18 protein-coding genes are annotated in these 24,003 nt (G+C 53.0%); 4 read left to right on the top strand and 14 right to left on the bottom strand.

Annotated elements, in window-relative coordinates; translation table 11 throughout:
- Nucleotides 1–113 precede the first annotated feature (113 nt).
- Nucleotides 114–1,106 carry a hypothetical protein gene (locus RR51_RS15695; RefSeq protein WP_023662224.1) on the bottom strand — a complete coding sequence of 331 codons (993 nt, stop codon included), beginning with the start codon at nucleotides 1,104–1,106 and terminating at the stop codon, nucleotides 114–116.
- 286 nt (nucleotides 1,107–1,392) lie between these two features.
- Between RR51_RS15695 and RR51_RS15690 the strand changes: the two genes are divergently transcribed.
- Nucleotides 1,393–2,082 (top strand): XRE family transcriptional regulator, encoded by a 690-nt coding sequence (locus RR51_RS15690; RefSeq protein ID WP_223817440.1) that lies wholly within the window; start codon nucleotides 1,393–1,395, stop codon nucleotides 2,080–2,082.
- 56 nt (nucleotides 2,083–2,138) lie between these two features.
- Here RR51_RS15690 and RR51_RS15685 read toward each other — a convergent pair whose 3' ends face one another.
- From RR51_RS15685 to RR51_RS15640, 10 genes are all read right to left on the bottom strand, one after another.
- Nucleotides 2,139–3,260, bottom strand: coding sequence for a DUF3150 domain-containing protein (locus RR51_RS15685; RefSeq protein ID WP_023662226.1), 1,122 nt, complete (start codon nucleotides 3,258–3,260; stop codon nucleotides 2,139–2,141).
- Nucleotides 3,261–3,375: 115 nt separating this feature from the next.
- Complete coding sequence (locus RR51_RS15680; protein WP_023662227.1) at nucleotides 3,376–4,440, bottom strand: AAA family ATPase; 1,065 nt, start codon at nucleotides 4,438–4,440, stop codon at nucleotides 3,376–3,378.
- A gap of 124 nt (nucleotides 4,441–4,564) precedes the next feature.
- Entirely contained in the window at nucleotides 4,565–6,292 is a 1,728-nt protein-coding gene (locus RR51_RS15675; RefSeq protein ID WP_039614020.1) for a VWA domain-containing protein, read from the bottom strand.
- 80 nt (nucleotides 6,293–6,372) lie between these two features.
- Nucleotides 6,373–6,927, bottom strand: a complete 555-nt coding sequence (locus RR51_RS15670; RefSeq protein ID WP_177328662.1) for a hypothetical protein — start codon at nucleotides 6,925–6,927, stop codon at nucleotides 6,373–6,375.
- A gap of 101 nt (nucleotides 6,928–7,028) precedes the next feature.
- The gene (locus tag RR51_RS15665; protein WP_231115669.1) at nucleotides 7,029–8,822 is read right to left on the bottom strand and encodes a helicase-related protein; all 1,794 of its coding nucleotides are present in this window, start codon (nucleotides 8,820–8,822) and stop codon (nucleotides 7,029–7,031) included.
- A 267-nt stretch (nucleotides 8,823–9,089) separates the two neighbouring features.
- Nucleotides 9,090–9,557: a membrane protein gene (locus RR51_RS15660; protein WP_039614017.1), complete on the bottom strand. Its 468-nt coding sequence runs from the start codon at nucleotides 9,555–9,557 to the stop codon at nucleotides 9,090–9,092.
- 258 nt (nucleotides 9,558–9,815) lie between these two features.
- Nucleotides 9,816–11,411, bottom strand: coding sequence for a conjugal transfer protein TraN (locus tag RR51_RS29345; protein WP_177328661.1), 1,596 nt, complete (start codon nucleotides 11,409–11,411; stop codon nucleotides 9,816–9,818).
- Between the two features lie 13 nt (nucleotides 11,412–11,424).
- On the bottom strand, nucleotides 11,425–12,585 hold the full coding sequence (locus RR51_RS15650) for a hypothetical protein (RefSeq protein ID WP_039614016.1): 1,161 nt from the start codon (nucleotides 12,583–12,585) through the stop codon (nucleotides 11,425–11,427).
- Entirely contained in the window at nucleotides 12,582–12,998 is a 417-nt protein-coding gene (locus RR51_RS15645; RefSeq protein ID WP_039614015.1) for a hypothetical protein, read from the bottom strand. The genes RR51_RS15650 and RR51_RS15645 overlap by 4 nt, the downstream gene beginning before the upstream one ends.
- 659 nt (nucleotides 12,999–13,657) lie before the next feature.
- Entirely contained in the window at nucleotides 13,658–14,617 is a 960-nt protein-coding gene (locus tag RR51_RS15640) for a tetratricopeptide repeat protein (protein WP_039614014.1), read from the bottom strand.
- Between the two features lie 48 nt (nucleotides 14,618–14,665).
- Between RR51_RS15640 and RR51_RS15635 the strand changes: the two genes are divergently transcribed.
- The 3 genes from RR51_RS15635 (at nucleotide 14,666) to RR51_RS15625 (ending at nucleotide 17,546) form a co-directional block, all read left to right on the top strand.
- The gene (locus RR51_RS15635; RefSeq protein ID WP_039614013.1) at nucleotides 14,666–15,097 is read left to right on the top strand and encodes a lytic transglycosylase domain-containing protein; all 432 of its coding nucleotides are present in this window, start codon (nucleotides 14,666–14,668) and stop codon (nucleotides 15,095–15,097) included.
- Between the two features lie 288 nt (nucleotides 15,098–15,385).
- Nucleotides 15,386–17,020 (top strand): GspE/PulE family protein, encoded by a 1,635-nt coding sequence (locus RR51_RS15630; RefSeq protein ID WP_023662235.1) that lies wholly within the window; start codon nucleotides 15,386–15,388, stop codon nucleotides 17,018–17,020.
- Nucleotides 16,926–17,546: a thiol:disulfide interchange protein DsbA/DsbL gene (locus RR51_RS15625; RefSeq protein ID WP_223817437.1), complete on the top strand. Its 621-nt coding sequence runs from the start codon at nucleotides 16,926–16,928 to the stop codon at nucleotides 17,544–17,546. Before RR51_RS15630 ends, RR51_RS15625 begins: the two co-directional genes overlap by 95 nt.
- A gap of 250 nt (nucleotides 17,547–17,796) precedes the next feature.
- Here RR51_RS15625 and RR51_RS15620 read toward each other — a convergent pair whose 3' ends face one another.
- From RR51_RS15620 to traF, 3 genes are read right to left on the bottom strand one after another with little or no spacing between them, the layout of a single operon-like run.
- Nucleotides 17,797–21,546, bottom strand: coding sequence for a conjugal transfer protein TraG N-terminal domain-containing protein (locus RR51_RS15620; RefSeq protein WP_023662237.1), 3,750 nt, complete (start codon nucleotides 21,544–21,546; stop codon nucleotides 17,797–17,799).
- Nucleotides 21,547–21,554: 8 nt separating this feature from the next.
- Complete coding sequence (locus RR51_RS15615; protein ID WP_223817439.1) at nucleotides 21,555–22,952, bottom strand: conjugal transfer protein TraH; 1,398 nt, start codon at nucleotides 22,950–22,952, stop codon at nucleotides 21,555–21,557.
- Between the two features lie 43 nt (nucleotides 22,953–22,995).
- Nucleotides 22,996–23,976: a conjugal transfer protein TraF gene (traF, locus tag RR51_RS15610; protein WP_023662239.1), complete on the bottom strand. Its 981-nt coding sequence runs from the start codon at nucleotides 23,974–23,976 to the stop codon at nucleotides 22,996–22,998.
- Between the last annotated feature and the right edge of the window lie 27 nt (nucleotides 23,977–24,003).

The raw sequence follows: 24,003 nt of genomic DNA, 5'->3' as shown, positions 1-24,003 counted from the left end.
ATTTGATTTCTTCCTCAGCTGCCGGCTGTGACTGATGGCTGAGAAACAAAAAAGCCACCGACTCCAATGCTGGATCTCGATGGCTTCACGAAACGGGTTGAGGCAGCCCCAGCTTAATCGTCCTGTTGCTCACCTGGGGTTGCAGGCTTGCTTGCCGACTCAGAACCAAAGGCCGATGCGAACAAAGCGCTGCGTTCTGCACCGCCTTCTTTCGGTTGCGAAGCTTGAGTGCCGTGGCTCTTGAACAGTTCAGCGGCCCAGCCCGGCACGATCTTGATATGACCTGAATCGGGGGTCACAGGAGCCGGCATATCTTTGGCCTGGATGTATGGGATCTTGGACACCTCAGCGATCCCTGTTTCCTCATCAGGCAGGGAGATGGCCTTGACGTCCATACGGAACTCACCGTTGACGATGATGGGCATGCCGCGGGCAAGCTTTTCGGACAGCGGCTGCAGATTACGCCCATACCACCGAACAGGGATGCAGGCATCGGTGTCTTTCGACTGTCGAATCAGCACCACCAGGCGGTCGTTGATTGGCGTACCGTCCACGGGGTGTCGCCGGTTGCGTTCCAGATTCTTGGCTTGGATGAAGCCTGCAATGCGAATCTGGTTCGAGGCGTTTTTGTTGAGATCCATCGCCTTCCAGTCGAAGGAGTCGAGACGGTCTTCAGTACCGGCGCCGGGCTGCTGCTCCAGCGCTGCAACCGAGGCCGGAGTGCCAGAGTCTTTTGCGGCGGCATGTACGACAGCATCCCACTTCCGCATAAAGTCATCCCGGAAGCGGCCGCCCAGGTGCATAACGTTCGGCGCCTCGAAACGGATGCTCTTGAGCCGTGCAATACGGTTTTCACCCTGCATGGCGCCATCGGTGTGAACGAACGCCATGATGAGGTCCCACTCCTTGATCTCCCGAGGAATCGGCGACTTCTTGGGGTCGTAGTGGATGGGAAGCATGTGGTTTTCCGAACGGGTCTGCTGGATGAAACAGAGACCTTCGACCGGATCATTGAACCGCAGGACGCCGGCGATGTAGCCAGAGTTGAGCATCCCGTTTGGATACGAATAGGAATCAGGCTTCCGCTTTGCGTCCTGGGGCAGCATTGAGTACCTCGATACGTGAATGGCGTGGTTTTCCAAAGAATACGCAACACGTACCAATAATACAAGATGAATCAAAATCGTCTTGTCTCGCGTGAAGCGCCCGCAGAGCTACCGCCACAGGGACACACCAGGTCAAAGAAGTCTCTTTTTCCACCGGAACAAGAGATTTGAATCTTGTTGTTAACTGTGTAGAATCTTTTCCATTTAATACTGGATTTCTCTGCTTTATTTGTCTAGAGAGCGTCCCGAATCATGTTAGACGCCGCGACCAAACCGGAGCCGCACAATGCCCAAAGCTAGCGACAAGACCGCAAGTGAATCGACAGGACGGCAGTCTCAAGCGCCTGCCAAAGCACCTGCAAAAGCTGCTGCGAAGCCAGTAGCTCGAAAACGTGTTGCTGAGGCCGAGGCACAGGCTCCTCAGGCTGCCGCCACGCCTAAGAGACCTCGTGCTTCAGCCAAGGCCAAAGCAGCGCCAAAAGAAAATTCACCTGCAGCAAAAAGCACTCGAAACACCATGCCAGGCTCCCGCCTCGTCAAGCTGATTAAGAAGGTGATCGTCGATCGAGGGCTGCCCGACCGTGCAATTGCCGATGTCATGGGTATCACAGTCATCTACTGGAACTCCCTGGCTAACGGGAATCGCCAGATTCGGTCGCTTGGCAAAGAAAAGCTGTCGTTGGTGGCCGACTTCCTTGGTCTTCCGCTCATCCAAGTTTACAACCTGGCTGATTTCTTCACGCCAGAAGATTTTGTCTACAAAAAAGATCTTGATGAGCAACTCTGGCTGTCGATTGAGAAGATGGGCAGCGATCCCACCTGGGTTGGCTATATCCCGAAACAGGAAGAATGGGATCAAACCCCTCTCGCCGTTCGCATGACCATGGTGTTGCTGTATGAGCAGCTCTCCGGGCGCCAGCTGTTGGCTAAGGCGGAAATCGAGCTGCCTCATCTGAAAGGCTCGCCGACTGCTTAACCCACATCCATAGAGAAAAAAAGAAACCCCGGTCATTGACCGGGGTTTTTTGTGGGTTAGAAAATGAACGCAGTTGTTAAAGCCTGCGAGTTCGTATCCGATGCTACCGCCTTCTCAGGCTCGATTAGGGGTTGATCAGGTGCTGTTCCAAAGAAGACATTATCTTCTGACTTATGACTAGTTGGAAGTGGTGGGATCACCGAGACTTCAGGGACAATAGTCACCTCATCGTGTTCGACTTGTGGCTGAACAGAGGAAGGCGCCGAATTACTGAAGAAAACGCTGTCTTGATCCACTACTGAGGCCGGATCTGACGCTTCAACACTCAACGGATCAAACTCAGTCGCATGTTCTCCAAGAATCTTTTCAGGATCCATGCAGAATGACAGCAAGCTAGATACCTGAATGTAAGCAAGTCCTTCAATGCTCGGTCCGCTAGGGACAGCCGCTAATACCGAAGCACACATCTGTTCCAGGTTAGAGAACTTGCTTGAGAGAACGCTCATCGCTTCAGCTTTGTCCTGAACGCGACGAATCAAGCCCAAGATCCTTGATGTGGTTTTCCCGTTGCCTTTGCGAGTCCAGGAGCGATTAACGTCCTCCGCAATCTCTAATGCAGCTTGCCCGACTAAGCCTTTGACCTCCTTTTGAAGCGCATCATCTTCACCAAAGTAGCTGGTGTCGTTGATACGAATCGCCGAAGTGTCGAATGTCAGCATCCTTTCAAGTACTGAAACCTGAGGAGCATGCTGGCGGATCAAGTCTGCACGAGACTTACCACCCTGTGTTACACCTGCGTTAGTAGCCGAACTAGCCCAGTCCTCTACCATTTTTGGAAGACCGCTGAGGAATTTAGCTTTCTCCTCTAGGTACTTCTCTTTAATCGCATTAAGTACTTTTGCAAGCTCTTTGGCGTGCTGAGTAGGAACGAAGTACCCTCGGATACGATTGTTCACCTTGCGAGATACCCCTACCTTGAGAATCTCTCGCTTTGCTTCCGACCGGGACTTGTTGACCCAGGCAAACGAGCCTGAAGGCAGCATGCGGCCAACCTCACGGATGAAGTCGTCGCCATCAACTGTCTTCTCACCGGTGCTGCCACCAATGATGTAGTCAAAAAGCACAACATCCTGAAGGATGCTGATACCCAGGTCATCGGTTTGATTGGTTGTGCTCATGATGGCTCTCCTGAAATTGAAAGAACGGATCTCTTGCGAAAGACCCAGTGTCAGGAGATGTCTCACAGGCGCCCATAAACGAAAAAACCCCGGCGAACCGGGGTATGGTGAAGCGTTAGACGGTACCGACGATGGTCGACCAGATCTTCAAGATCGACGCGGCTTCATGGTGTTGAGCAAAATCCAGAACCGTCATTTGGAGAGCCAGTTTCTGGCTTTCCTCGGTCGTTTTCCCCATCTGCATGAGCAGCCTGTAGTTCATCGCCCAGTTCAGCACGTTCCGGGTGGTGATTGTGAAGTTAAGGGCCATGCCACCAGCCCCAGCGTCCTCAGTCAGAGCAATGAAATTGGCTCTGATCTTGGCAGCCAGGGTTGCCATCGCTTGCGCGATGACCACGGGGGTGCCGGTCTGCTCAACAATGAGGTTGGCCTCCCGGCCTTCCTCCATGTAGTTGCAGTACATGACGTTGAAACGGTCAATCGTGGCGATGTTCATTTTCTTCGTGCCCCTGTAACCCGCAGCACTACCTCCTTTACCGCCAGCGGAACCGCTACCATTCGTGTTGCCGGTAGCTGCGATCAAACAACCTGGCGCGATGTGAATCAACTCGCCAGTCTGATCAAGGAAGATTGGCTTACCATCGAGGATTCCATTGAGGCCCATTTGGATCTGAGGTGGCAACTGATCGAACTCGTCCAGGAGAAGAATGGAGTTAGGGGTTTTAGCCCACTGACACACCTTCCCGTTGATCCACTGCATCCCGTCAGGGCCGCAGAGTTTCCAGCTACCGAACAGGTCGGAAAGCGTAGATTCTTCAGAGCACTGGACTGTAAACACCGATCTGCCCGTCCGTGACGCGAAGGCTTCTACCAAGGTTGTTTTACCAGCGCCAGAGGGGCCGTAAATGTAGGTCGCTTTCTTGATGGAGGCCTTGAAAAAGTCCTGTGCAAGTCCAGCTGAGGCTGCCCAAACGATTAAGCGAGTTAGTAAATCCGGATCAAAACTGTATGGAACAATTTTTGGGGTGAACCGGGTTTCTTTGAAGATTTTGGTCTGCAAGCCAACAAAAAATGGCGCGTCGGTACCAAAAACTTCTGGTGCAAGACGAACAGCGATTGGGTTGAGTGTGTCGATTACGGCGTCGAGTTGTGGCTCATTGATGGACTGAAAAGCGGTCATGATCGATTCCCTGTAGACAATGGATGGCCTCTTGCGAAGGCCTGGTACAAGGGGATGCCTAACACGCGTGTAGAAGAATAAAAAAACCGGACCCCAAGGAGTCCGGCTGGTCTTACGTTGTGGTCTATACGAAACCCTGCTTAAGCGCCGCAAATACGGCTGTAGCCAGGTCGTTGTCAGTCTTAGCTACACCACAGGCCATCCCAGCATCCTGGAATAGGTTGTAGTGTTCATCACCGATCAGGACGAAGCGTACTTCGATTCCCATGAGCGCTGCCTCGTCAACGGCCGACCTCAGCATGTCGCTGTTACCTGGGTCGCCATCGGTGATGACAATCAGGATCCTGCGCGCCTCCGGCCGGTCAATGAGTTTCTTCAGCGCCCATACCACAGCAAGGTGAGTTTTCGTTTGTCCCTTGGGAGTAGGCATATACCGTTGCAGCGTGCTAGCCCAGCTATCTTCAAATGCGTGCCATTCCCGAATCACCGTGTTGTAAGTGGCAATTCCGACAGGTATGGACGTATTATTCAACACCTCACCCACTGCGACCGAAACACGGTTACAAGCTTCTTGCGCTGTGATCCTGTTGTCGTCCTTACCTTTTTCAGGTTCGGGTCCAAGTCGACTTCTCATGGACGAACTTTCATCACCCAACAAATAAAAGCAGGTGTCGATTTCCTCCGCTTGCTTTCTTTTGGTGAAGATCTGATCGTCGCCTACTGCGTACCGCCAAAGTTTTCGGGTGTTAAGTCTTCCCTCGTTTGTTGTCAAAACCTCATTTTGGGTAATAGCTTCAATAAACTGTTCGAAGGTTGCAGATAGCATTGCTGCCGTTTTCTGAGCGCCAGCCCGAAGAAGGCGTCGATTTTCAAATGATCCGCCAGACTTCGACAGACTCATTTCCTGCATCTCGTTGGATAAGTCTGGTTGATATCCGCCAGCCCGATTCTGATTGACCCCAGGCAGGCTAGAGCAAATTATATCTTCCAAACCTTTTGCATAACTTCCGCAGTCACTCTGGCTTGCGCTAAGGACTTGGTTGAGAGCGTCTGAGATATCTCCTGGTTGACCTTTCCCTTCAGTCTGACCCGGAGAACCGGGCTCGCCTTGCGTGTCGGACGGGCTACCAGGGCCTTGCTTGGGCGCAGCCGTTTGTTGGTCCTTGGTAAGTTTCAGCAGATCGACAATTTCATTGGCAGCTTTGTTTGCCCCCTGAGTATCCGGTGCATTGCAGCCTTTCACTGCAATTGCCTTGACTTGATCAACTAGCGCCGCTCCAAATGTTGCGACAGCAAGAGCACGGTAAGCGAGAGAGAACTCCTGCAGGCAGGTTTGTTCAAGGAGCTCGCTACGAAGCTCAGTGACCAGCCAGGCGACCAAGATTGACTGAGGGGTTTCTTGGCCAGCGACAGGCCCGTGAAAAATCCCTCTTTTCTTCAGGATCTTTAGGGCGTTGTGGATATTGGTGTTGGCTCCACGAAAGCGTGGCTTTGCCAAAAGCTCACCACGTGGATCCTCAAGAACGTTCAGCAATGTTCCGGAGATATCTGGTTTCATCACGACGGAGAAATCCGTGTGAAGGCCATGGCAGAGGATTTCATGGTCGAGTAGACCATTAATCAGTTCGAGATCTTCATCAGTACCCATAGCAGCAGTCTGTGGCAAGGTCAGTAGCAACCCGCCGGACTCCTGGTGATCAGGGCCAATCGAAGCCGTTTTGATATTCCCCCAGATGATGCGCACCCGTCGACCCGCCTTGTTCGCTTCCGCGATCAGCAGATGGGTGTAAAGGTAAATGTGACGCATCGAGACGTTGGACTTTGCAGGAAGCTGCGCTTGAGCGAGACTCATGGATATCCCCTGTTGTTGAATGACGGCATCGGCTATGCCTACGCCTTACAAAGGGGGATGCTTGACACGTGATTAGAAGATCACTGGTCAGTCAATGGCAGCTCGATGCCATGCTTCATCAACTGGTCGCGAAGAGCGCCATGGAGGTCCTTCATCAGTGCTGCGCCGTCAAGTGAAGGCGCTGGAGGCTGTACTGGGGCCGGCGACAGTGATTGATGGTCTAGGGGTGGCAGTAGCGCCCGCCCGTTGGCTTTGTAACGGGCGATATAGTCCTCGACAATGTCGCGCAGGAGTGCAGAGGGTGTGAGGCCTGGATGGGATGACTGCGACATCTCTGCGACGATCGCTTGAAAGTCCTCTTCGGTTGTCCGACTTACCCTGGTCGACAGCGGTTGATCAGCGCTCTCGCGACCAGCGAAGTTTATTTTCTCTGCCTGGCTAAGGTATGGCTCCAAGATCGGTGCCATCAGATCACGCACGACCTCGTCGTCCACATACTGGAAGCATTGGATTTTGACGGTTCGACTCAAGAAGCCTATGAGTATTGGCGAACTCTCAACTGCCTCAAGCAGGCGCAGCTCAGCGACGGCGTCATTCGCATACTTCCAGATGGTAGGCAGGCTGATGACATACATGCGGCCTACATCCCGGGCTATGTCCCCTGCGAGTAGCCGCTGGTAAATCGCTACCTTGACTGCGAGCGGTGTTGATTTTGCGGCCAATTTGACCTCCCTATCTATTGCTGAGCCGGAATGAGGCCCGCTTGTACAGCCCCGGCCTCTATTTCACCACGAGTGAGGCTCAGGCCAAAAAATAGAGGTCGCGTGGCACCAGATTGTCTCTCTCCCTCTAGGCTCAGATCGCCATAGCCACGACTCTCCGCATCCTTTTCGGCCAGTACAAACCCGTCATTGCAAGCGGTCAGCAGCCTCAAGCGTGAGGACGCTGACTGTTTGATTGGACTGGGAAGATACATGATGAAGAATCCGCGGCCTCCTTTCCGAGCTACTCGGCCACGGAGCTGGTGCAACTGAGCTACGCCGAAGTGTTCTGGACTCACTGCAACCATCAGTGTCAAACCCGGGAAGGTTACCCCAACCTCGATCACAGTTGAGGCGACTAACAGCTTGATTTGGCCAGATTTCATCTTCTCTATGGTTTCAGTTTTGGCCGACTCGGGAAGGCTGCCGTGAATGTAACCTACATCGTCTCCCAGAAGCTTCCGGAAACGTTCGTAGGCTGCCTCCACAGCATTCCGAGTGTCTGCCTCACCATTCACCACGGGATAGACGAACGCAGCCTGTCCGCCCTGCTTGATGACCTGCATAACCAGATCATGCAGTTTCTGCCTGGCGTTGTGGGTGATGATCCTTGTGACGATGTCCCGCGGTACCGGGGTGGACCTCAGGATTGAGATCGGTAGCCCGCCCAGTTGGACCAGCGCCACTGTTCGCGGGATCGCGGTTGCTGTTGATTCAAGGAAGTTGGTATGAGGCGCGATGAGCTTCTTTCGCTGAGCTACAGAGAATCGTTGCTGCTCGTCAGCGATGACCAGGTCAAAGACGATCCCTTCTTTGCTTGCTGCAGAAATAACTGCTGTGGTGCCCACCACGATTCCAGATGACAGGTCGATCTTGGCTTTCCCAACAGGGCCTACAACGGTGACAACGGGAATCTCGTAAAAGAGGCTGCTCAGCTCAGCCGCCAGTTGCTGGGCGAGGATCTGGCCAGGCGCGATAATGGCGACCCTGGCCCCAGCGAGATAGCTCGCGGCGGCTGGAATCATGAACGTGAATGACTTGCCGGTACTGACATCGCCCGACAATATGCGCTGCATTGGATAGGGTGACCTTAGGTCTGACACGATCTCATCGATTGCTTGGAGCTGGTCAGCAGAAGGCTTGAAAGGTGCTCGCTTGATCAGGTCAGCCACCTGGTCCCGGTCGATTCGCAGGAGAGCCCCCTTCACTGCCGGGCGGTTCCGATGCGCTTCGACGCGATTAACCAACGCCTGTATGCAGACGGCCTTGGCAATTCTCACCGCCTCCTCTCCTTCCCGGACTGAAAGGGGTGAATGCAGGTTGCGTAGCAAGTCAGCAGGGTCGTTGAGGCCTGTGAGCTTTCGAAAGTCATCCTCGTGCATCAGGGCCTGTTCCAGCAACAGGCAGGCGGCCTCATTGATGTGCGCCATAGCCGCGGTGACGGCTTCGCCAAGAACTTCGGCGCTCACCTGATTCTGCTTGCCCTGGTAGACAGGCATCACACGTCCAATCATCGCCGGAGGTATGACCATCGGATTCGACATGGTTGGCCGCCCTTCGAAGGTGACCACCTCTCCGTAAGTGTGCACAGTTGCGCCAAAGTCGTACCCCATCCACGGTTCGATCGAAGGCTTACCTATCAAGTTGATGTGCAAGCGCTGCCCTCGCCCGTCAACCACCTTGACGTATCCGCGGAACGCTCCTTTGACTTCTTGCAGTGCAACGCCGCTACGATCAAAGATCGCTCGCTCAATCAAGGTCAGAGCCATGTATGAGGCCTGCCCGATATCTGGCAAGGGAAGCACCTCAATGGGCTCGTGAAAGTCCCTGTATTCCTTTGGTACCGTCAAAAGGCACTCGGGCAGCGTTGTGAACCCCAAGCGAGTAAGTCGCCCTATGTAATGCATAATCAGATTTCGTGGCTGGTGATCGAGGATGGATAGTCACGCGTAACTATAACCCATGAGAATCAAAAGTGCTTGACGCAAAAAAGCCCTAGACGATGTATGTCGTCTAGGGCTTTGGGGTGAAACTTTTTAGTGGCTGACCCGAGAGTTGCCAGTTTGGCCTGTGATCAAACGAACCGAATCACCAGGGGTAAAGGTCTCTGCTGGATCTTTGGCCTGGGTGACGGCCTGCAAGCTGCCGTCGCTGCTCATTTTCACAGTGATTTCGATCCCGTCAGCATCATGGGCTTTCTTGTCGACTGCTGCACCAATCGCTGCGCCGACCGCGCCAGCGACAACCATTACGGCCAGTTGTCCCAAACCACCACCGCCATTGCTGCCGGCGATCGCTCCGAGGGCACCACCAGCCATACCGCCGATCGGTGAAGGCTTCCCGTTGATTTTCACGTCACGGACTGAGTCGACAACACCGAGCTCAACCTTCATTTTCTGCATAGCAGTTGCCTGGGAGTAGTCCCGGCTGGTCATATTCGAAGCGCAGCCAGACATGACAGTAGCCGTGGTGATGATCAGCAGAGTAGCGATGAGCTTTTTCATAATATGCATCCTTGAATAAGAGGTTTGCTTTGAGAGCGCGGATTTGAGGATCTTTGGTTAGCTTCACATTGACGGTATGTGCAACACGCGCTTGTAAAACGCAGCAAAAATAATCAGGAGCCGTTATGTGCTCGTGTAACTCATCTCTTAAGCCTCACATTAATCAGCCCATGGTCTGGCGCATATTTGCCGGGGGCGGGCTAGAAAATCCGCAAAAAAAAGCCCCGCTTATCCGCGGGGCCGTACAGTAGGTTTGATTTAGTTGTATGTGTTTTCGCTGGCTTTCTGCGAGATGTCACTCTGAATGTCTTCTACCTCTGGAAGAACGGTCGCATTCATGATGTCATCTACAAACTCAGACAGGTCGAGCGCTGAGAAGTCGATTTGCTGGAACTCTTCAACCGTAAATCCTCCACAACTAGGACTCTCGGGCGTTCCCCAGCCCTTCCCGATCTGCGGCTTGCCCTGCTCGTTGATGATCTTCGCCAGGATCGAGTTGTAGCAGCAGTAGGCTTCAGTTGTCTCCAGGCAGGCACCAAACACTTTCTTGGAGCAGTAGCTGCCGACGAAGTGGCAGAGATTTGCACCGCGGTGCATCCCCAGTTGCTGCTCTTCCGGTTCGCACGACTTGAGCTCCATCACCACTTGAATTGCAACCGCAATCGCAAAACTGTATGGGTCGAAGTAAAAACCATTTCCCAGAGCATAAACAGGCCCGCCTAACATTCCCGTTGCGGGAACGGCTGCTGCTCCACCCACTGCATAGCTCAGCCCGTAGACACCGAAGCTAAGGGTTGGAGCGGAGGGAGCTGAGGCCCCCAGCGCAGAGGCACCTTGCTTCACCCACTCGGCGTTATTGTATGCAAAGTCATACATGTACTTCGAGCCATAGCTCGCTAAGCCTCCACCTACTGAGGTGGCTACCTGGCCCATAATGGAAAAATTGGTTTCAGCTCCACCACTTTTACCACAGCAGTTTTTGATGCCGCCATACCCCTTACGGCATGATTCATCTTCCCCACCAAACAGCTCACCGTCCGAGCCATATACGCCGGCTTCACGTGCGGCCTCTTTGGCTGCAACAGCTTTGGCGAAATCAGTATCCGATGGGTAACTTGTATCCCAGCAGACACCCTGATAGCAGGAAACTTTAGTGCTGCAGTCCTCGGTTGTAGTAGTCTCACCTTTTTTGGTAATGCAGCTATATGTGACCTGGGCCATGACGCAGCCAATCGGGTCAGTGCTCTCGATACATGTTTCGTCGATCTTTGTACAGCCTTTATCCTCGTATTGCTGACAATCATTTTCCTTGTTTGGATTGATGCATGAGTAGTCATCATCGTACTTCCAGCATGCTTTGTAGACTGGCAAGCCGTTTATGACACGCGTTTCTGGGCCTTCGACGCATGTGTGAGAAGCGAGATAACAGAGTGGATTATCAGCCAGTGGATCGCACTGCGTGGTATCTAACTCATCGCGAGTGATGGTGTAAGTATTATCAAGCTGGATAGTGTTTGAAGGCTTTGCTGTTGCTGGGTTGTCACATCTGTAGGTTCTCTGCTCCACTAAGCAGGTGCCGTTCCAGGCTGTAGATATACAGGACGTAGAGGTCTGATAGCACCCGGCAACCTTTGAAATAGCCGCACAATAGTCAATCGAATTAGGTTCAACGCACTGGTATGTCGATCTATAACGCCAGCAAGCCTTATAAATAAGGTTGCCCGCGATGTTTCTTGTTTCGGCACCCTCTACGCATGTTTCCCCTGTTTTGCGGCAATCCGCGGCATGGGAGATTTTTGCAAAAAAAACTAATACTAGCGGTATCAGTTTCATCAATGTTTTCTGAATACTCATCTGTTATAACCCCCTACTTAGTGCGAGCATTCAGCGCACTACATTGATCAGTCCATGTTTCGGTGCAGGGGCCATTGCACAGCATCCGAGCGTACATTGTGATGTAGGTTTCGCCCCCGCCGCCAACAGCAGTGATCGTCTCAAGCTTGTTGACACCCGCAACCAAGTACGGAATAAGATTAATGTTTGGTGTCGCCCCCCAGCTGTTACCAAGTTCCCGGTTGCGCTGAACTCCATCGCCGATGTTAACTTTACCATTACTGAACAGGGACAGCTGAGTTCCGCCATAGGGGCCACTGAACAAGTAAGTTCCATTTATCTTAATTAGGATGTAATCGTCGTAATACACGGATGCTAGCGTAAACTGGGTGAGCATCGTCGGGTCTTTAACTTGGAACTCAAGCGAACGCGAATAAATACCATCGCTCCAGTAGTTGTCACCGATGGAGCCGAACTGAAGTGCATAGGTGCCGTTAGAGTTTGCCAGCGACCACGATGTATACATGTCAGATTGTGTTGTCCCTGGCACAATACCTCCGTTGTCGCATCCTACAATAGGTGGCTGGCATGCCAATGTTAGGTAACGATCACACTGGACGGTCTGAATCGCATTGTGTGTCACATTGCACTGGAAGTTTGCCTTGGCATCAACATCTACGATCTGCCCCATCGAGCAGGCCTTCTCTTCACTTAAGTTATATATGTTACAGACTTCAGTGGAGTAGATGTCTGGCGTGGTTGTGGTTTTGGTTCCACAGTTCTCGGTTATATCCCCCGGTTTGGCGTTATTGATGATCTCGCCGATGCCACTGATAATCGGGTCGTTCTCATCCACATTGACTTTGACACGCTCATATGGATTCTTGGCCAGGAAGTTGACAGCGTCACATTCTTGGTTCGCTATCTGGTCGGTGCCATCGGGTTCCGTTTTGCAACTATTGATCCGTGCAGTTCCGACGTTGAAGAGAGAGGTGCTGCCAAACTGTGATGATTGCGACGGAGTGGCCGTATAGAACGGCATCGCCTTGGCATTGGAAGAAGTCACATTGGAGGACAGTTTACTGAGGTTAGACTTGCCGAGCTCCGTTCCCTCAGAGTGTGGGTCAGCCCCAGCAGTGCTAGATAGCACCAGAGCCGCGGCCAAGGTCAGTAAGCTATGCGTTCTGAATTTCATTGGGATTGAACCTTGTTAACCTTGGTTGGCGAGTGCGGGTCTTGAGTGAACAGGCTTGGGTCTGCCGGCGGGGAGCCGTCTTCACAGACGTTCATCCCCCAGCCAACTTCGAGTGGGCCGGAGCCGCCGTTGACCTTGGGAACCTCTTGCTGCGTGAACTGGATTGCTACGCGGGCGCAGCCGGGCTGCTGGAGTTGCTCAACGACCTTGGCCTCCACCATGACTGGTTCGCGTGAGTGGGTTTTGGCTTTCCAGACGTCAGCTTGGTCCCCGGTTAATTCGGCGGATGCGTGGCCGGTTTTCACGGCTTCGATCAGAATTTCTTTCGAGGTGTCGGCGTGCGCTGTGAAGGATGCTGCGCCAAGGACGATGAGGGAGGTGCACAGGGGCAAAAGGTTGGTCTTGAATCGCATTTTTGCTTTCCAGATACTGACAGTATTTTACACGTAACTGTAAGTCAGTTCAGGCATCGAAAGCAATCTGATAGATTTGTATGAGGCCGTGCCGATCGCCGCCCGGTCACCAATGCTGAAGGACAATTGTGCGAGGTCGACACGGTGGATGAGTTCTATCGCGCCACGATGGAGTTTGCGTTCGCAAGCCCTCGTGGTTACGTGGTGCCGATGCTCGCAATGGCAGTTGTCGTCAGAGCGTTGCCACCCCGGTGGCTAGCAACGTCTCTACTTAGGAGCGCTGGGGTTCTGTCCCATGAAATAGCCCACCTCCTGGTGGGGTATTTCACGAAGGCGAAGCCAGTCGGAATGTCGCTCATACCCCGCCGCGAAGGGAATCAAATTATCCTAGGGTCAGTAGAGTTCGAGCGCCTGACCTGGGCGAATGCCTGGATAACTGCTCTTGCGCCCCTATTTGCCTTGCCAGGCCTTTATGCGCTCGCCTTTTGGCGAACCTCGAATCATTCGGGGGGACTGACTTTGGTGGATCTGAGCTGTTGGATTCTGGCAGGGCCGATAATCCTGCACTGCTGGCCATCGAGGACAGACTGGCGATTGGCCCTCATCTCGTGGCCCATTCTTGGCTTGGCTTTGCTAGCCGCGGCGCTGTACGCCTGGAGTCAAGATTTGTCGTTCCTGTTGGCCTGGAGCAGTGTGGCGTCGTAGTCAGGGCGCTTCATGTGCTTATGTGTCGCAAGCCAGTTGGTTGCGAAGCTGGTCGCGTCGTTCTGCTCTTTTGAGCTGAGCCCGAAGGACGATATGCCACCCGAATTCATCCCCGGTTTTCCCTTGTTAAGGCCGACGTAGATCATCCACCAGGAAGCAGCCATCTTCTTGTTCTCATTCATGCCATGGCCATTTTTGTACATGGCCGAGAGGATAGCCGGCGCGTTGGGCTCGCTGGCTTGCGCCGCCTTCGTCAGCCAGTTGTACGCTTCCTGATACTCTCCCCGCTCGTAGAGCATGCGCCCAAGGAGGTAGTAGGCAGTCACGTTACCGCGATTGGCGCCTTCGTTTGCCCATGTCCAGGCCCTGTCACGGTCGCCTTTGTTGAGGTAGTAGAGTGACAGGCGTACAGCGGCGAGGTCGACGGATGCGTCCTTCACAGAAGACTCGAACATCTCCATCGCCTTGGCCTCATCCTTCGCAACACCACGGCCAAGTAAGGTAAGGACGGCCAGATTGTACCTAGCAAGGGGGTAGTCAGTGCTGGCGGCTGAGAAATATGCGGCAGCGGCAGCGCTGTCCTTCTTGACGCCTTCGCCGTGGTCCAGCAGATAGCCCACCACGTTCTGTGCTCGGCTATTCCCGCCCTGGGCGAGTTCAAAAAGCTTCGGCAGTGCGGCCTTATCTCCGGCCTTGTAGGCTGCCCACGTCCGAAGCACGTCGCCTCCCTCACGGGCGGTAGAGAGTAGTCCCTTCATGGCAGAGGAGATATCTGGAAGGCCGGAGTCCCCAGCGGCTTCGCTACTGAAGTATGCAGCGGCGGAAGTGTCTGCGGAGCTGTTAGCTGCACAGGTGACGCTGGCGAGCGCTAGGGGCAGCGCCAACAAGGCCGGCAGTCGATTCGATAAAGCCATGGTCTGATACACCTTGTTTATTGATACGCGTAATGTATTCTTAAGCGCATGAAAAAACTATCCCTCCTTTTTCTTCTGGCAGGTGTGCTGACCGAGATGTCCTCGGCTGCTCACGCGGACTGCTTCGCCGACGCCGCTGCCCGCTATAGGGTCAGCGAGAAGCTGCTCCGCGCCATCCAGATCACCGAAAATCGCCCGGGTAAAGCTGACGCAGTGAGCCCTAAGAACAGCGACGGCAGCTGGGACATTGGGCTGATGCAGATCAACTCATCTTGGCTCCCTGCGCTGTCGAAATACGGCATCGGTGAGAAAGAGCTTTTAGATCGCTGTGTCAGTGCAAATGTTGGGGCGTGGATCCTAGCAAGCAACATCGCCTCTCACGGCCACGTCTGGAAAGCTGTTGGCGCATACAACAGTCCCAACGAGAAAAATCAGCGGATATATATTCAGAAAGTTATGAGTAACTATGGTGGTCTATAAATGAAACAGCTATTCAGCAGTGGTTTTGCTGTCTTGTTATTCGGGTGGATACTGTACACAGTATCGCCTGAAGAGCCCTGTGAGCGAGTAGACCGTGGGGCTTTACCGATACGAGTGGTTTTTGATGCGGTTCGTTGGGCTGGCACGAACTATCTCAGTACTGACTCACGGATTGATTTGCTGCTCTGGAGCATTGCAGCCGATAAAGCCGTGCAAAATTTCATCTCGCGTTTGTTCTATGGCCCAGAACTCACTTGCACTAGCGGCCAGGCTAAATAGGAGCTGACTGTGGCAAAAGAGCCAGATCTTTTTATTTTCAACTCGCCATCGGATAAGCCTGCGGCCACGTACTTGAACGATTTGTTCCTGATGGCTGCTCAGAAAAGAATCCCGGATATTCATTTTCAGTGGGTTCAAGGGCATGTGTATATTCAATTGCGTGAAGACGGCAAGCTCAGACACTTTGATACCGTAGAGCCGGCGATGGGCAAAATGATCGATACGAAAATTCGATCGCGAGCCACCATGGACCTCTCTCAGCATCAGATTCCCATCGACGGGCGCATCGGGTTGAGATATCCGGGTATTGAGCTAGAAGTTCGAGTGAGCTTGGTTCCAAGCCACAACGGGCAAAAAATCGTATGCCGGTTGCTCGATCAAGAAAACGCGTCGATGGACCTCGAACGCATCAGGATGCCAATGCTGGTTGAGCATGCTTTCCGCGAGATGATCAACGAACCTCAAGGGTTGATCCTCGTCACCGGTCCAACCGGCTCAGGGAAAACCACCACCCTCTACGCTGCGCTCAACGCAATCAACGATGGAACGCTTAACATCTGTACGATCGAGCATCCTGTCGAGTATGTGGTCAAGGGCTTTGTCCAAATCAACGTTACACCCCAGCTCAGTTTCGCCTTGGGGCTTCGGGCTCTATTGCGTCAGGATCCAGACGTCATTCTGATTGGTGAGATCCGTGACCAGGAAACCGCACAGATTGCCATTCAGGCTGCGAACACTGGTCACCTGGTATTCGCTACCTTGCACTCCAACAGCGCCGCTCAAGCTGTCCCGCGGATCATTGATCTGGGTGTCGACGCCCAGACGCTAGCTTCCGTTCTAATTGGCGTGATTGCGCAAAGACTGGTCCCAACTTTGCGGGCGGATGTAGAACATGAGTGGGCGCCCATAAATGATGTTGAGCGTATGTGGCTGAAGAAAAATGGGCTACCAGCAGTGACTGGATACGTACCAATAGCGGCATCGAAAGAAGCATTCTCCGGTAAATGCCCAATTATTGAACTTATCAGATCGGACAAGCAAGTTCGCTCAGCCATAGTCAGTGGCGGTAGCGAGATGACAGTCCTTAACGCTGCTGCGCGACAAAACCAATTCGACACGTTAGGCCAATCCGCCGTGCGGATGGTGACTGATGGCGTGACCACTATGTCACGGGTGCGGACCCTGATTAAAGACGACTCAGTCAAACCGACAGTCAGACGCATCGGCGATGTTCTGATTGCGCAAGGCATAATCACCTTTACTCAAGCGAATCAGGCAGCGGAGCTGCAACTCCGCTGCACTATTGAAGGAAAGGTGAAAAAGTTCGGGCAAGCCCTCATCGATCTGAAGTTTGCCTCACAAGATGACGTAGTAAATGCGCTTGGCTTCACCGAGGGTGCTGTCGAGTTTTTGAACGACCTAGCCGCCGCCCGAGAAATTAACTTCAAAGCACTGAAGGAAACTGTTGAGTTGTGGCGTGCCGAGCGTAATCAAGAATCGATTTTCGACATGCTCATCGAGCAGAACCTGATCAGCAAGGAACGGTTATATGAAGAAGTTTATAGCGCAGATGGCTATGGCAGCCCTACTGGCCACTCCAGTCCTCTCGATAGCGCAGGAGTCGCAGCCATCACTGCCGTATAGGGAGGTTTCGGCTCAGGCAGAAGACAGTCACAAGGTAGTGGTGTTCTTCTCGTTCGCATGCCCTGTCTGCGCTTCATACGACCAGACCTTCTCACGCTGGGCGAAAACGTTGCCGCCCGGCTGGTCAGCTGAGTTCCTTCCTGTAGCGGTTCCCGACAAAGGGAACTACATCGCAGCTCGTGCATTCTTCGCTGTCCAGGATGCAGATCCGAGCCGACTTGCTGCATTCATGTCAGCGGCCTATACGCTGATCCAGCAAAACGGCATGACAATGGAGGACCCTGGCACGTGGTCGAGAGCGGTAGCGATGGCAGACGTCCAGGGTTTCAATGAGGCCTGGCATAACGTCACGCAACAAAGACTGGAGAGAGCATTTGCCAAGCTCCTCACATATGGCGTCGACGCCACACCGTCCATGGTGATCAGCGGTAAGTATGTGATCACGCCTGACGACGTCTCAGGCGATAGTGCACTCTATATGAACCTGGCCAACGGTATGATTTCTAAGGTGATGCAAGAGCGTTAATACCGGGTGTCTGGTTTGTCCGTTAAAGCTTGTGAATACGCCTAACCCCCGTACTGACGGGGGTTTTGCATTTGTAGAGCAAGCTGCGACCTGGTTAGACCGCCATGCTATTGCTCCAGGCCCCCGCGGCACTCGTCAAAGATTCAGCGGAATGCCTGGTTAGCGTTGTAGGAGATGGCAGAGGTGAAGGTTGCACACCGGCATGGTACGAAAAAGCCCGACTATGTCGGGCTTTATTCAGTACCTATGGTTAGTGACTGCCTCCTCTTGTCGTTGGCGGCTTGGCGTCCCCGTCACCCTTGTCCTCCGGGCCCACAACAGTGTTCTGCAACGTCATTACTCGTGTAGCTGGCGCTGGCTTCTCTCCGCCGGAGAACGGGGACTGGTACGCATCCGCTGCCCCCATCATGCCCTCGCCATATGGGCTACCTTGACCACTTTCTGAGGCTGCTTGTTGAGGTTCTCCTGCTGAAAGACCGGCGCTAGCCGGCGATTGAGGCCCGGCGGTCATTAAACCCCCTCCAGACCCTGTCATCAGGTCACCAGCTTCAGCGTTCGTGTTCATCGGTGTGACAAGGGGCTGACCTAGCGCTGGGGATTGCCCATTTTCGCCGGGAGCAGCCATCAAGTTGCCTGCATGACCACCTAAAGGAGCGAGAGCATCAGCTGGCGCCGGCATTGGAGCTACAAGAGGCTGACCACTCTGTGCCGGAGCAGCTTCGCTTTGAAGCACTGAGCGCACGCTCGAACCAGGCTCATAACGCTCGGGCTTGCCGTTGGCGGCCACATCAGCGTTGTAGCTATCTGCCATCTGGTCGGAAGCGATCATCATGCCCGGAACCACTGATACGTTCCCAGCAAGCTTAGTAGCGCCGGTAAATTCACGACCCGCTGTGCGCGCGGCCGTCGTGGCGTCTTTTGCGGTTTTTGCCGCCTCTGCCACATGCTCGGCGTTCACAACACGCGAAGCTTGACCTTGGCCACGGAGCAAAGCTGGTACTTCGTGGCCGGCGGCGTTGACAACGCGTGCTGCCTGCGCAACCTCAGTACCAGCCTCTGCGGTCTTGAGAGCAGTTGCCGCCCCTCGCGCAGCCATAGCGGCCCTTCCAGCTTGCACACCTTTGAGGGCTGCGCCTCCCCACCCTGCGCCGGGGACAAGCATCGTAGCAGCCGTCACGGCCATCGCAGTTTTAGGGTTCTCTTGTTCCCATTGTTGCTCTGCCTGGCCAACGCCCACCATTGTGTTAGTGATAGGTTTCGTCGACATTGTGTCGCGAATCTGTTCCGGGCTAATCGTAGGGTCAGAATTTTCAATTGCCGTTTTACCTGCCCGCATCTGCTCCTGCGATTTGGCATGGCTACTCGGCAGTTGGGACGAAACATATGTCTCGCGGTCTTCGTAAGAGCGGTATGGATCCATTCCCGACGATACCTCTCTGAGTTCGCTTTGCTGCGGAGCGCCTGTAGGTCCGATCTGATCTGGATTGACTCCAGGAACATTCATCGACGGGTTGCCGATGTTCGCACGAGAGACCGGACCGGCTGGGTTGTCACTGACCTGGGCTGCTTTTCCACCTACGCCTTTGAATTTTCCAGCATCTCCTTCGGTTGGACCACCCACAACGTTGCCCGTCATAGCCGAAATGACATTCGCGAATTCAGTTTCAGCGCCGATCGACTTGAGAGCCCACAGTTGAGCGGACTCACGTGCACCTACCATTCCCGTGGAATTTTGGGCATAGCGTGTTTCCAGCTCGGGGAATTTCTGGTTGAACGCACTGCGCTGCGAATCACTAAGCCCGGCGATAGCCTGGTTGAGGGCCTGCATGCCCTGCGGGGACCGCGTGAGATTCCCGCCTGTGGTCTCCTCACTGATCTGCACATTTGCAGAAACGCCAGCTTCCGCCGAGGTAGCTTGTTGGAAGCGATTGAAAGACGACTGGGTATCGGCGGTGGTTGCACTGAGGCGGCGACCCAGCGCGTTTTCCGTAGCGGCTTCTCTTCCAGTGCTGTGAGAGAATGTACTAGCAACCGCAGCCTTCCAACCAGACATGTCGCTCTCGTTCTTAGAGATCTCCGCACCAAATTGGGATGCGATCGTAGACGCCTGGGCTTTGGTCATTTCCTTAGCAGTTGCGTTCTGAATACCGGCAGAAACACCTCCGAAAATGCCGCTGATTCCGACCTTGGCATCGAATGCCTCCCTGAACTGACTCAGCTCCTTACCAGAGAAGCCCAAGGATTGACCAATGCTATCTCCAAGCTTCATTGCCTGTTGGGAGATGTTGGTGTGCTGTCGATCAAGCGATTGCATACGCTGATCCGTCCAACTATCACCAGATTTATGCGAATACATTTGCCGTAGAGCCGCTTCGACTGCAGAAGAGCTTTCGCTCCGCTTCGAATGATCGGAGCCGAATGCACTTTGGGTGGAGGTACTGAGCGTATTTTTCAGATCTGCTTTGCTCCAGGTGGCGCCATTCAGCGATAGCCCGTTTTTGACGCTACCGGAATGCTCCGACTGGTATTGGTTACGGCTTGCAACATCGACGTGGGGGCCGTTCTTCAGAATATCCGGAGATTGCAATTTCTCGTCATTGTGGTCTCGGCCGGACCAGCGGCTGGCGAGGCTCACCATGCCGTAGGCTGTCAGCCCGAGCATTGCTGCAGAAATTAGCGGTGTTGCCGCCAGCATGTCCGAGGCAGTACCGAGTCGTGTCGCCAGGACGTCGTAGTAGACGGCCTTCAGGTTGCTTGGAACGAGGCCTTTCTCGGTGAATTCAGCCATCTTTTCAGCGACATCGTTTTGAATGTACATCTGAATGACTGCGGAAAATGGCAACCAAGATGTTGTCCAAATTCCGAAACCTAAGAATTTTACATACATCATCAGAGATCCAGCCCCTTTGAAAAGGCTGTAAATGATGACGATAGGGGCGAATCCGAAGAAAAGGATTTGAAGGAAGACCATTGTCGGCATCATCATTTTGGCAAAGAAACTACCAGATGCCGCAGCATCGGAGCGGAACTGCTCGTCTTGCTGAGTCAAGGAAGTCATGCAAAGGTTGAAACTGTTTTGATCGGAAATGCTGTCCAGGCAGTTATATGTTCCCACGATAGAATTAAAGAACAGTGCGTTTACCATGAAGTCGTCAGCGCTTTGGGCTGACGACCAGAGCGAAGGTACCAGGTTGGTAATCGCAGCCATTACATCGTCAGGTGTGTAGGCACTGCCCGACGGGCTTTTATCCTTCATGCCTGCATTGATCATCTTCTTCGCATTTGCCGAAGATGGGAACGCGTCAACCTTGGCTGATAGCGTTGTCTGCGCTTCCGGGCAAGAAAGCGCTTTGCCACCAATATTCACATTGTCCCAGTAGGTGGTTAGGCCCGAGCCACGGGAATGGCCTAGCACGTAAGAGACAATATTCGTGGACTGCTGGAAGTCCTCTATGCTGAAAGTCGTCGATCCAGGAACGCAGTCAATCACATATTGTTTCAGGCTAGCCACAAGATACGGATCAACATTCTCCACGCCTTTACGCAGAGTGAGCAGTAATTTCAATGGGGTCACAAAGCCATTTTGAGTAACAGCCATATAACTTCCAGAAGTACTTTGATAAGCCGTGTTGATCTTCTCAAATAGGCCATACATGGTTGTTGTGAATAGGCTGGCTGGTGCCGCTATGACTAGCGGAACGTTGTCAACTTTGTTAACCGTCCCAGTGTAAATGTCTTCAATTTTCACATCGGCTGTGATGGTGCAGCAAGCAACCATCATGGCAAAACCAAAGAGCCCCCCAACAGGACCGTTTGCCGGTATGAACTGTTCCGAGGCACCCTTCTGGATTACGAACATAATCCCAGAGATCAATGCAATGAAGCCTCCTACCAAGTATACGCCAGTCATGAAGCCTTTGGCGTTGAATACCATTGCTACGCTGTTGAGCGTGTTATAAAAGGTAGAAACATCACCCAGTACATATACAGTGAAGTCCATAATATTTCCTAGAGGCCCGGCTTGACGAAGATGGCTGGGTTGCTGGTAAGGATCATGTTGATATATTGCTCAGTGGCAACAATTTTAGGTTGGAAGTTCGCATGTTCAGACCTGATTGCTGCCAGTTCTTGAGTTAGTTTGTTAATGTTTTGATCTACAAAGTCTGGCTTTATGCCCTTGACTCCGTTGAATGTCTGATTGGCGGCGTACAAAGCAGCCTCACCATATTTAACCGCTAACTCATTGGCGATAATTGGAGCCATTTGCTCAGCAACACCCTGAATAGCCCCCGGGAATTGTTGAACTTTTCTGATCAATGCCAGAGCTGGCGTATTGATAGATTCGATGAACTGCTTCTGAGCTGCGGTGAAGCCACAGGAACTGCCCGTGCAGCTCGTAAGCTTTCCTACGATCGACGTGCTAGCCGTGCCACTAGTTGCGCCTTGTGCGTAACCGAAGAGCATTTTGTTGGTGTAGCCCAAGGTGCCATCAAAGCTCAGAGTTTTGTTGGGGTTAATGCTCGTGCACTTGGTGCGCTCGTACCCGTTGTTGCAGTGCAGTATTTTGAGCGGGGTGCTGTTGGTGCTTGAGCCATTTTTGAAGTTCATCAACGTCAAAGTGGGGCTATAGATCTGTCCAACTTTAGGCTTCTCAGAACCATCAGAGTTTTTCGAGGAGCTGTCTGGGGCAGTCATTACAACTGCGCCAATCATACTCATCACAACTTCGTTAGCGAGGTTGCTATCGGCCTCTCCACTATCAGGATTACCTAGGTATTGGCCGGAAGAGGTGTCTGTAAGTGCCTTCCAAACAGGATTGCCGCACTCTTCGCAACTTCCGTTATTCGTACCTTTGTCAGAACTGCTGTTCGGAGAGCTGAATAGATCCGACAATCCAGCAAACAGATCAGAGAAAGAACCGGTTGCAGCAGATGCTGCCGTCGATGCTTGATCCACCATCTCTTTTCGAGCTGACGGATCTGTGAACGACTTAACAATCGAGTTAGCGACTGCGCAGGTGTTCTTCATCATCTGGTTCAGGGCTTGCAGTTTATTCTGGAAATCCTGCATTAGCTTGCCTAGCGCCGGGTTGATCGCGTCGATGGCAGCTTTGAACGCCACGCCAACAGCGTTAGCGGCAATCTGACGGAAAAGTGCAACCAGGGCGTCGGCGTTAATGAACGAAAATGACCCCGCAAACATATCAATCCCGCCACAGCCGGCGGAGAATCGGGGTGGATCGAACGCGACTAGGTTAATGTTTCGAACTGGACTTCGGAGGGCTGCGCCACCGCCGACCATACCCCCCCGGCTCTGGCTGGAGAAAGCCCCAGCGCTGGTGCTGTTCGACATGAACATACCGTCTAATGCGTCAGCCAGCCCTGCTGACGCTGGTATTGAAACCATGCTAAGCGTCGCCACAAGTAGTAACGAAACCAGCTGCTTAAATTTATTCCGCATTATTGCTGCCCCCCTCGTAGCGGCCTTCCAGTTTGTCCTTCAGGTATTTAACCCATTGCTTTGGATCTTCACTTGCACCCTGTTGAGTGTCTTCATTAGTCAAGACGCCTCGGTCATAGGAATTGATCTTCTGAGCAATGTCTTTGGGTAGTAAATTGTTGCTATCAGCTGCAATGATGATCCGCTCTGCAAGCTGATCTTGGGCCATCATCCCTTGCGATACGATGTAGTAATTATTCGGCGGAACAACAAGAACAGTAGTTGGTGTAATACGAAGGTTCAGGATGCTAGCTTGCCCGGAGTTTCTCTCGAATTCAGTCACATTCGGGAGTGGCTTGCCATCCATGGAAATAAATTTCGTGACAAATCCGTATTCCTGGGCCAGCTTTTGAACGGTATTAACTTGAGGTCGGCAGAACTCACACTTCGAATCGAAGAAAACCCACAAACCGCCAACGGTCGCAACATGCTTTAGTGCTTCGGTTACACCAGCCTGAGCGTTGCGCAGGAAGAACGGTTTCGTGTAGGTCGCGATAGGGACGCGGTTGTTTTCATCCAAAAATGGGTCGGCGGCCACAACTCGGGTTGTCATCTCTGCATAGCGCTGTGACTTGTCCATGGCAACGCGTTGCGCATATAGGTAAGCCTCAACGTTTTCCTTGCTAGGATCGTCGATCGCGGCATCCAGCAGTTTCGGCATGTTTTCCCGTAACCACGAAACAGAGAACGGCTGAATCTTGGGCTCTTCGGAGGCAGGCTTTCCTACGGGAGCTTTGGGTTCTTGACGGATCAGCGGCGGAGGCGGTGGATTCTCTTTAGGGTCTTTGTAGAAGAACCAGCCTTCTGCCTTGCGTTCGATGAACCTTGGAGAGCCACTGTCGGATTCAGCAGAGGCAGCACCTGGTAAAACGGCGAGAGATGCAGCAGCGAATACCAACAAGCATTTAGTCAATGCATAACGCGTACGCATACTATTAAATCGTTTGAATGAGGCTTT

The sequence above is a fragment of the Pseudomonas sp. C5pp genome (assembly GCF_000814065.1).
GTDB classification, from domain to species: Bacteria; Pseudomonadota; Gammaproteobacteria; order Pseudomonadales; family Pseudomonadaceae; genus Aquipseudomonas; species Aquipseudomonas asiatica.
Note: the sequence above shows the minus strand (reverse complement) of the source record. Positions and strands in the feature narration are given on the sequence as shown.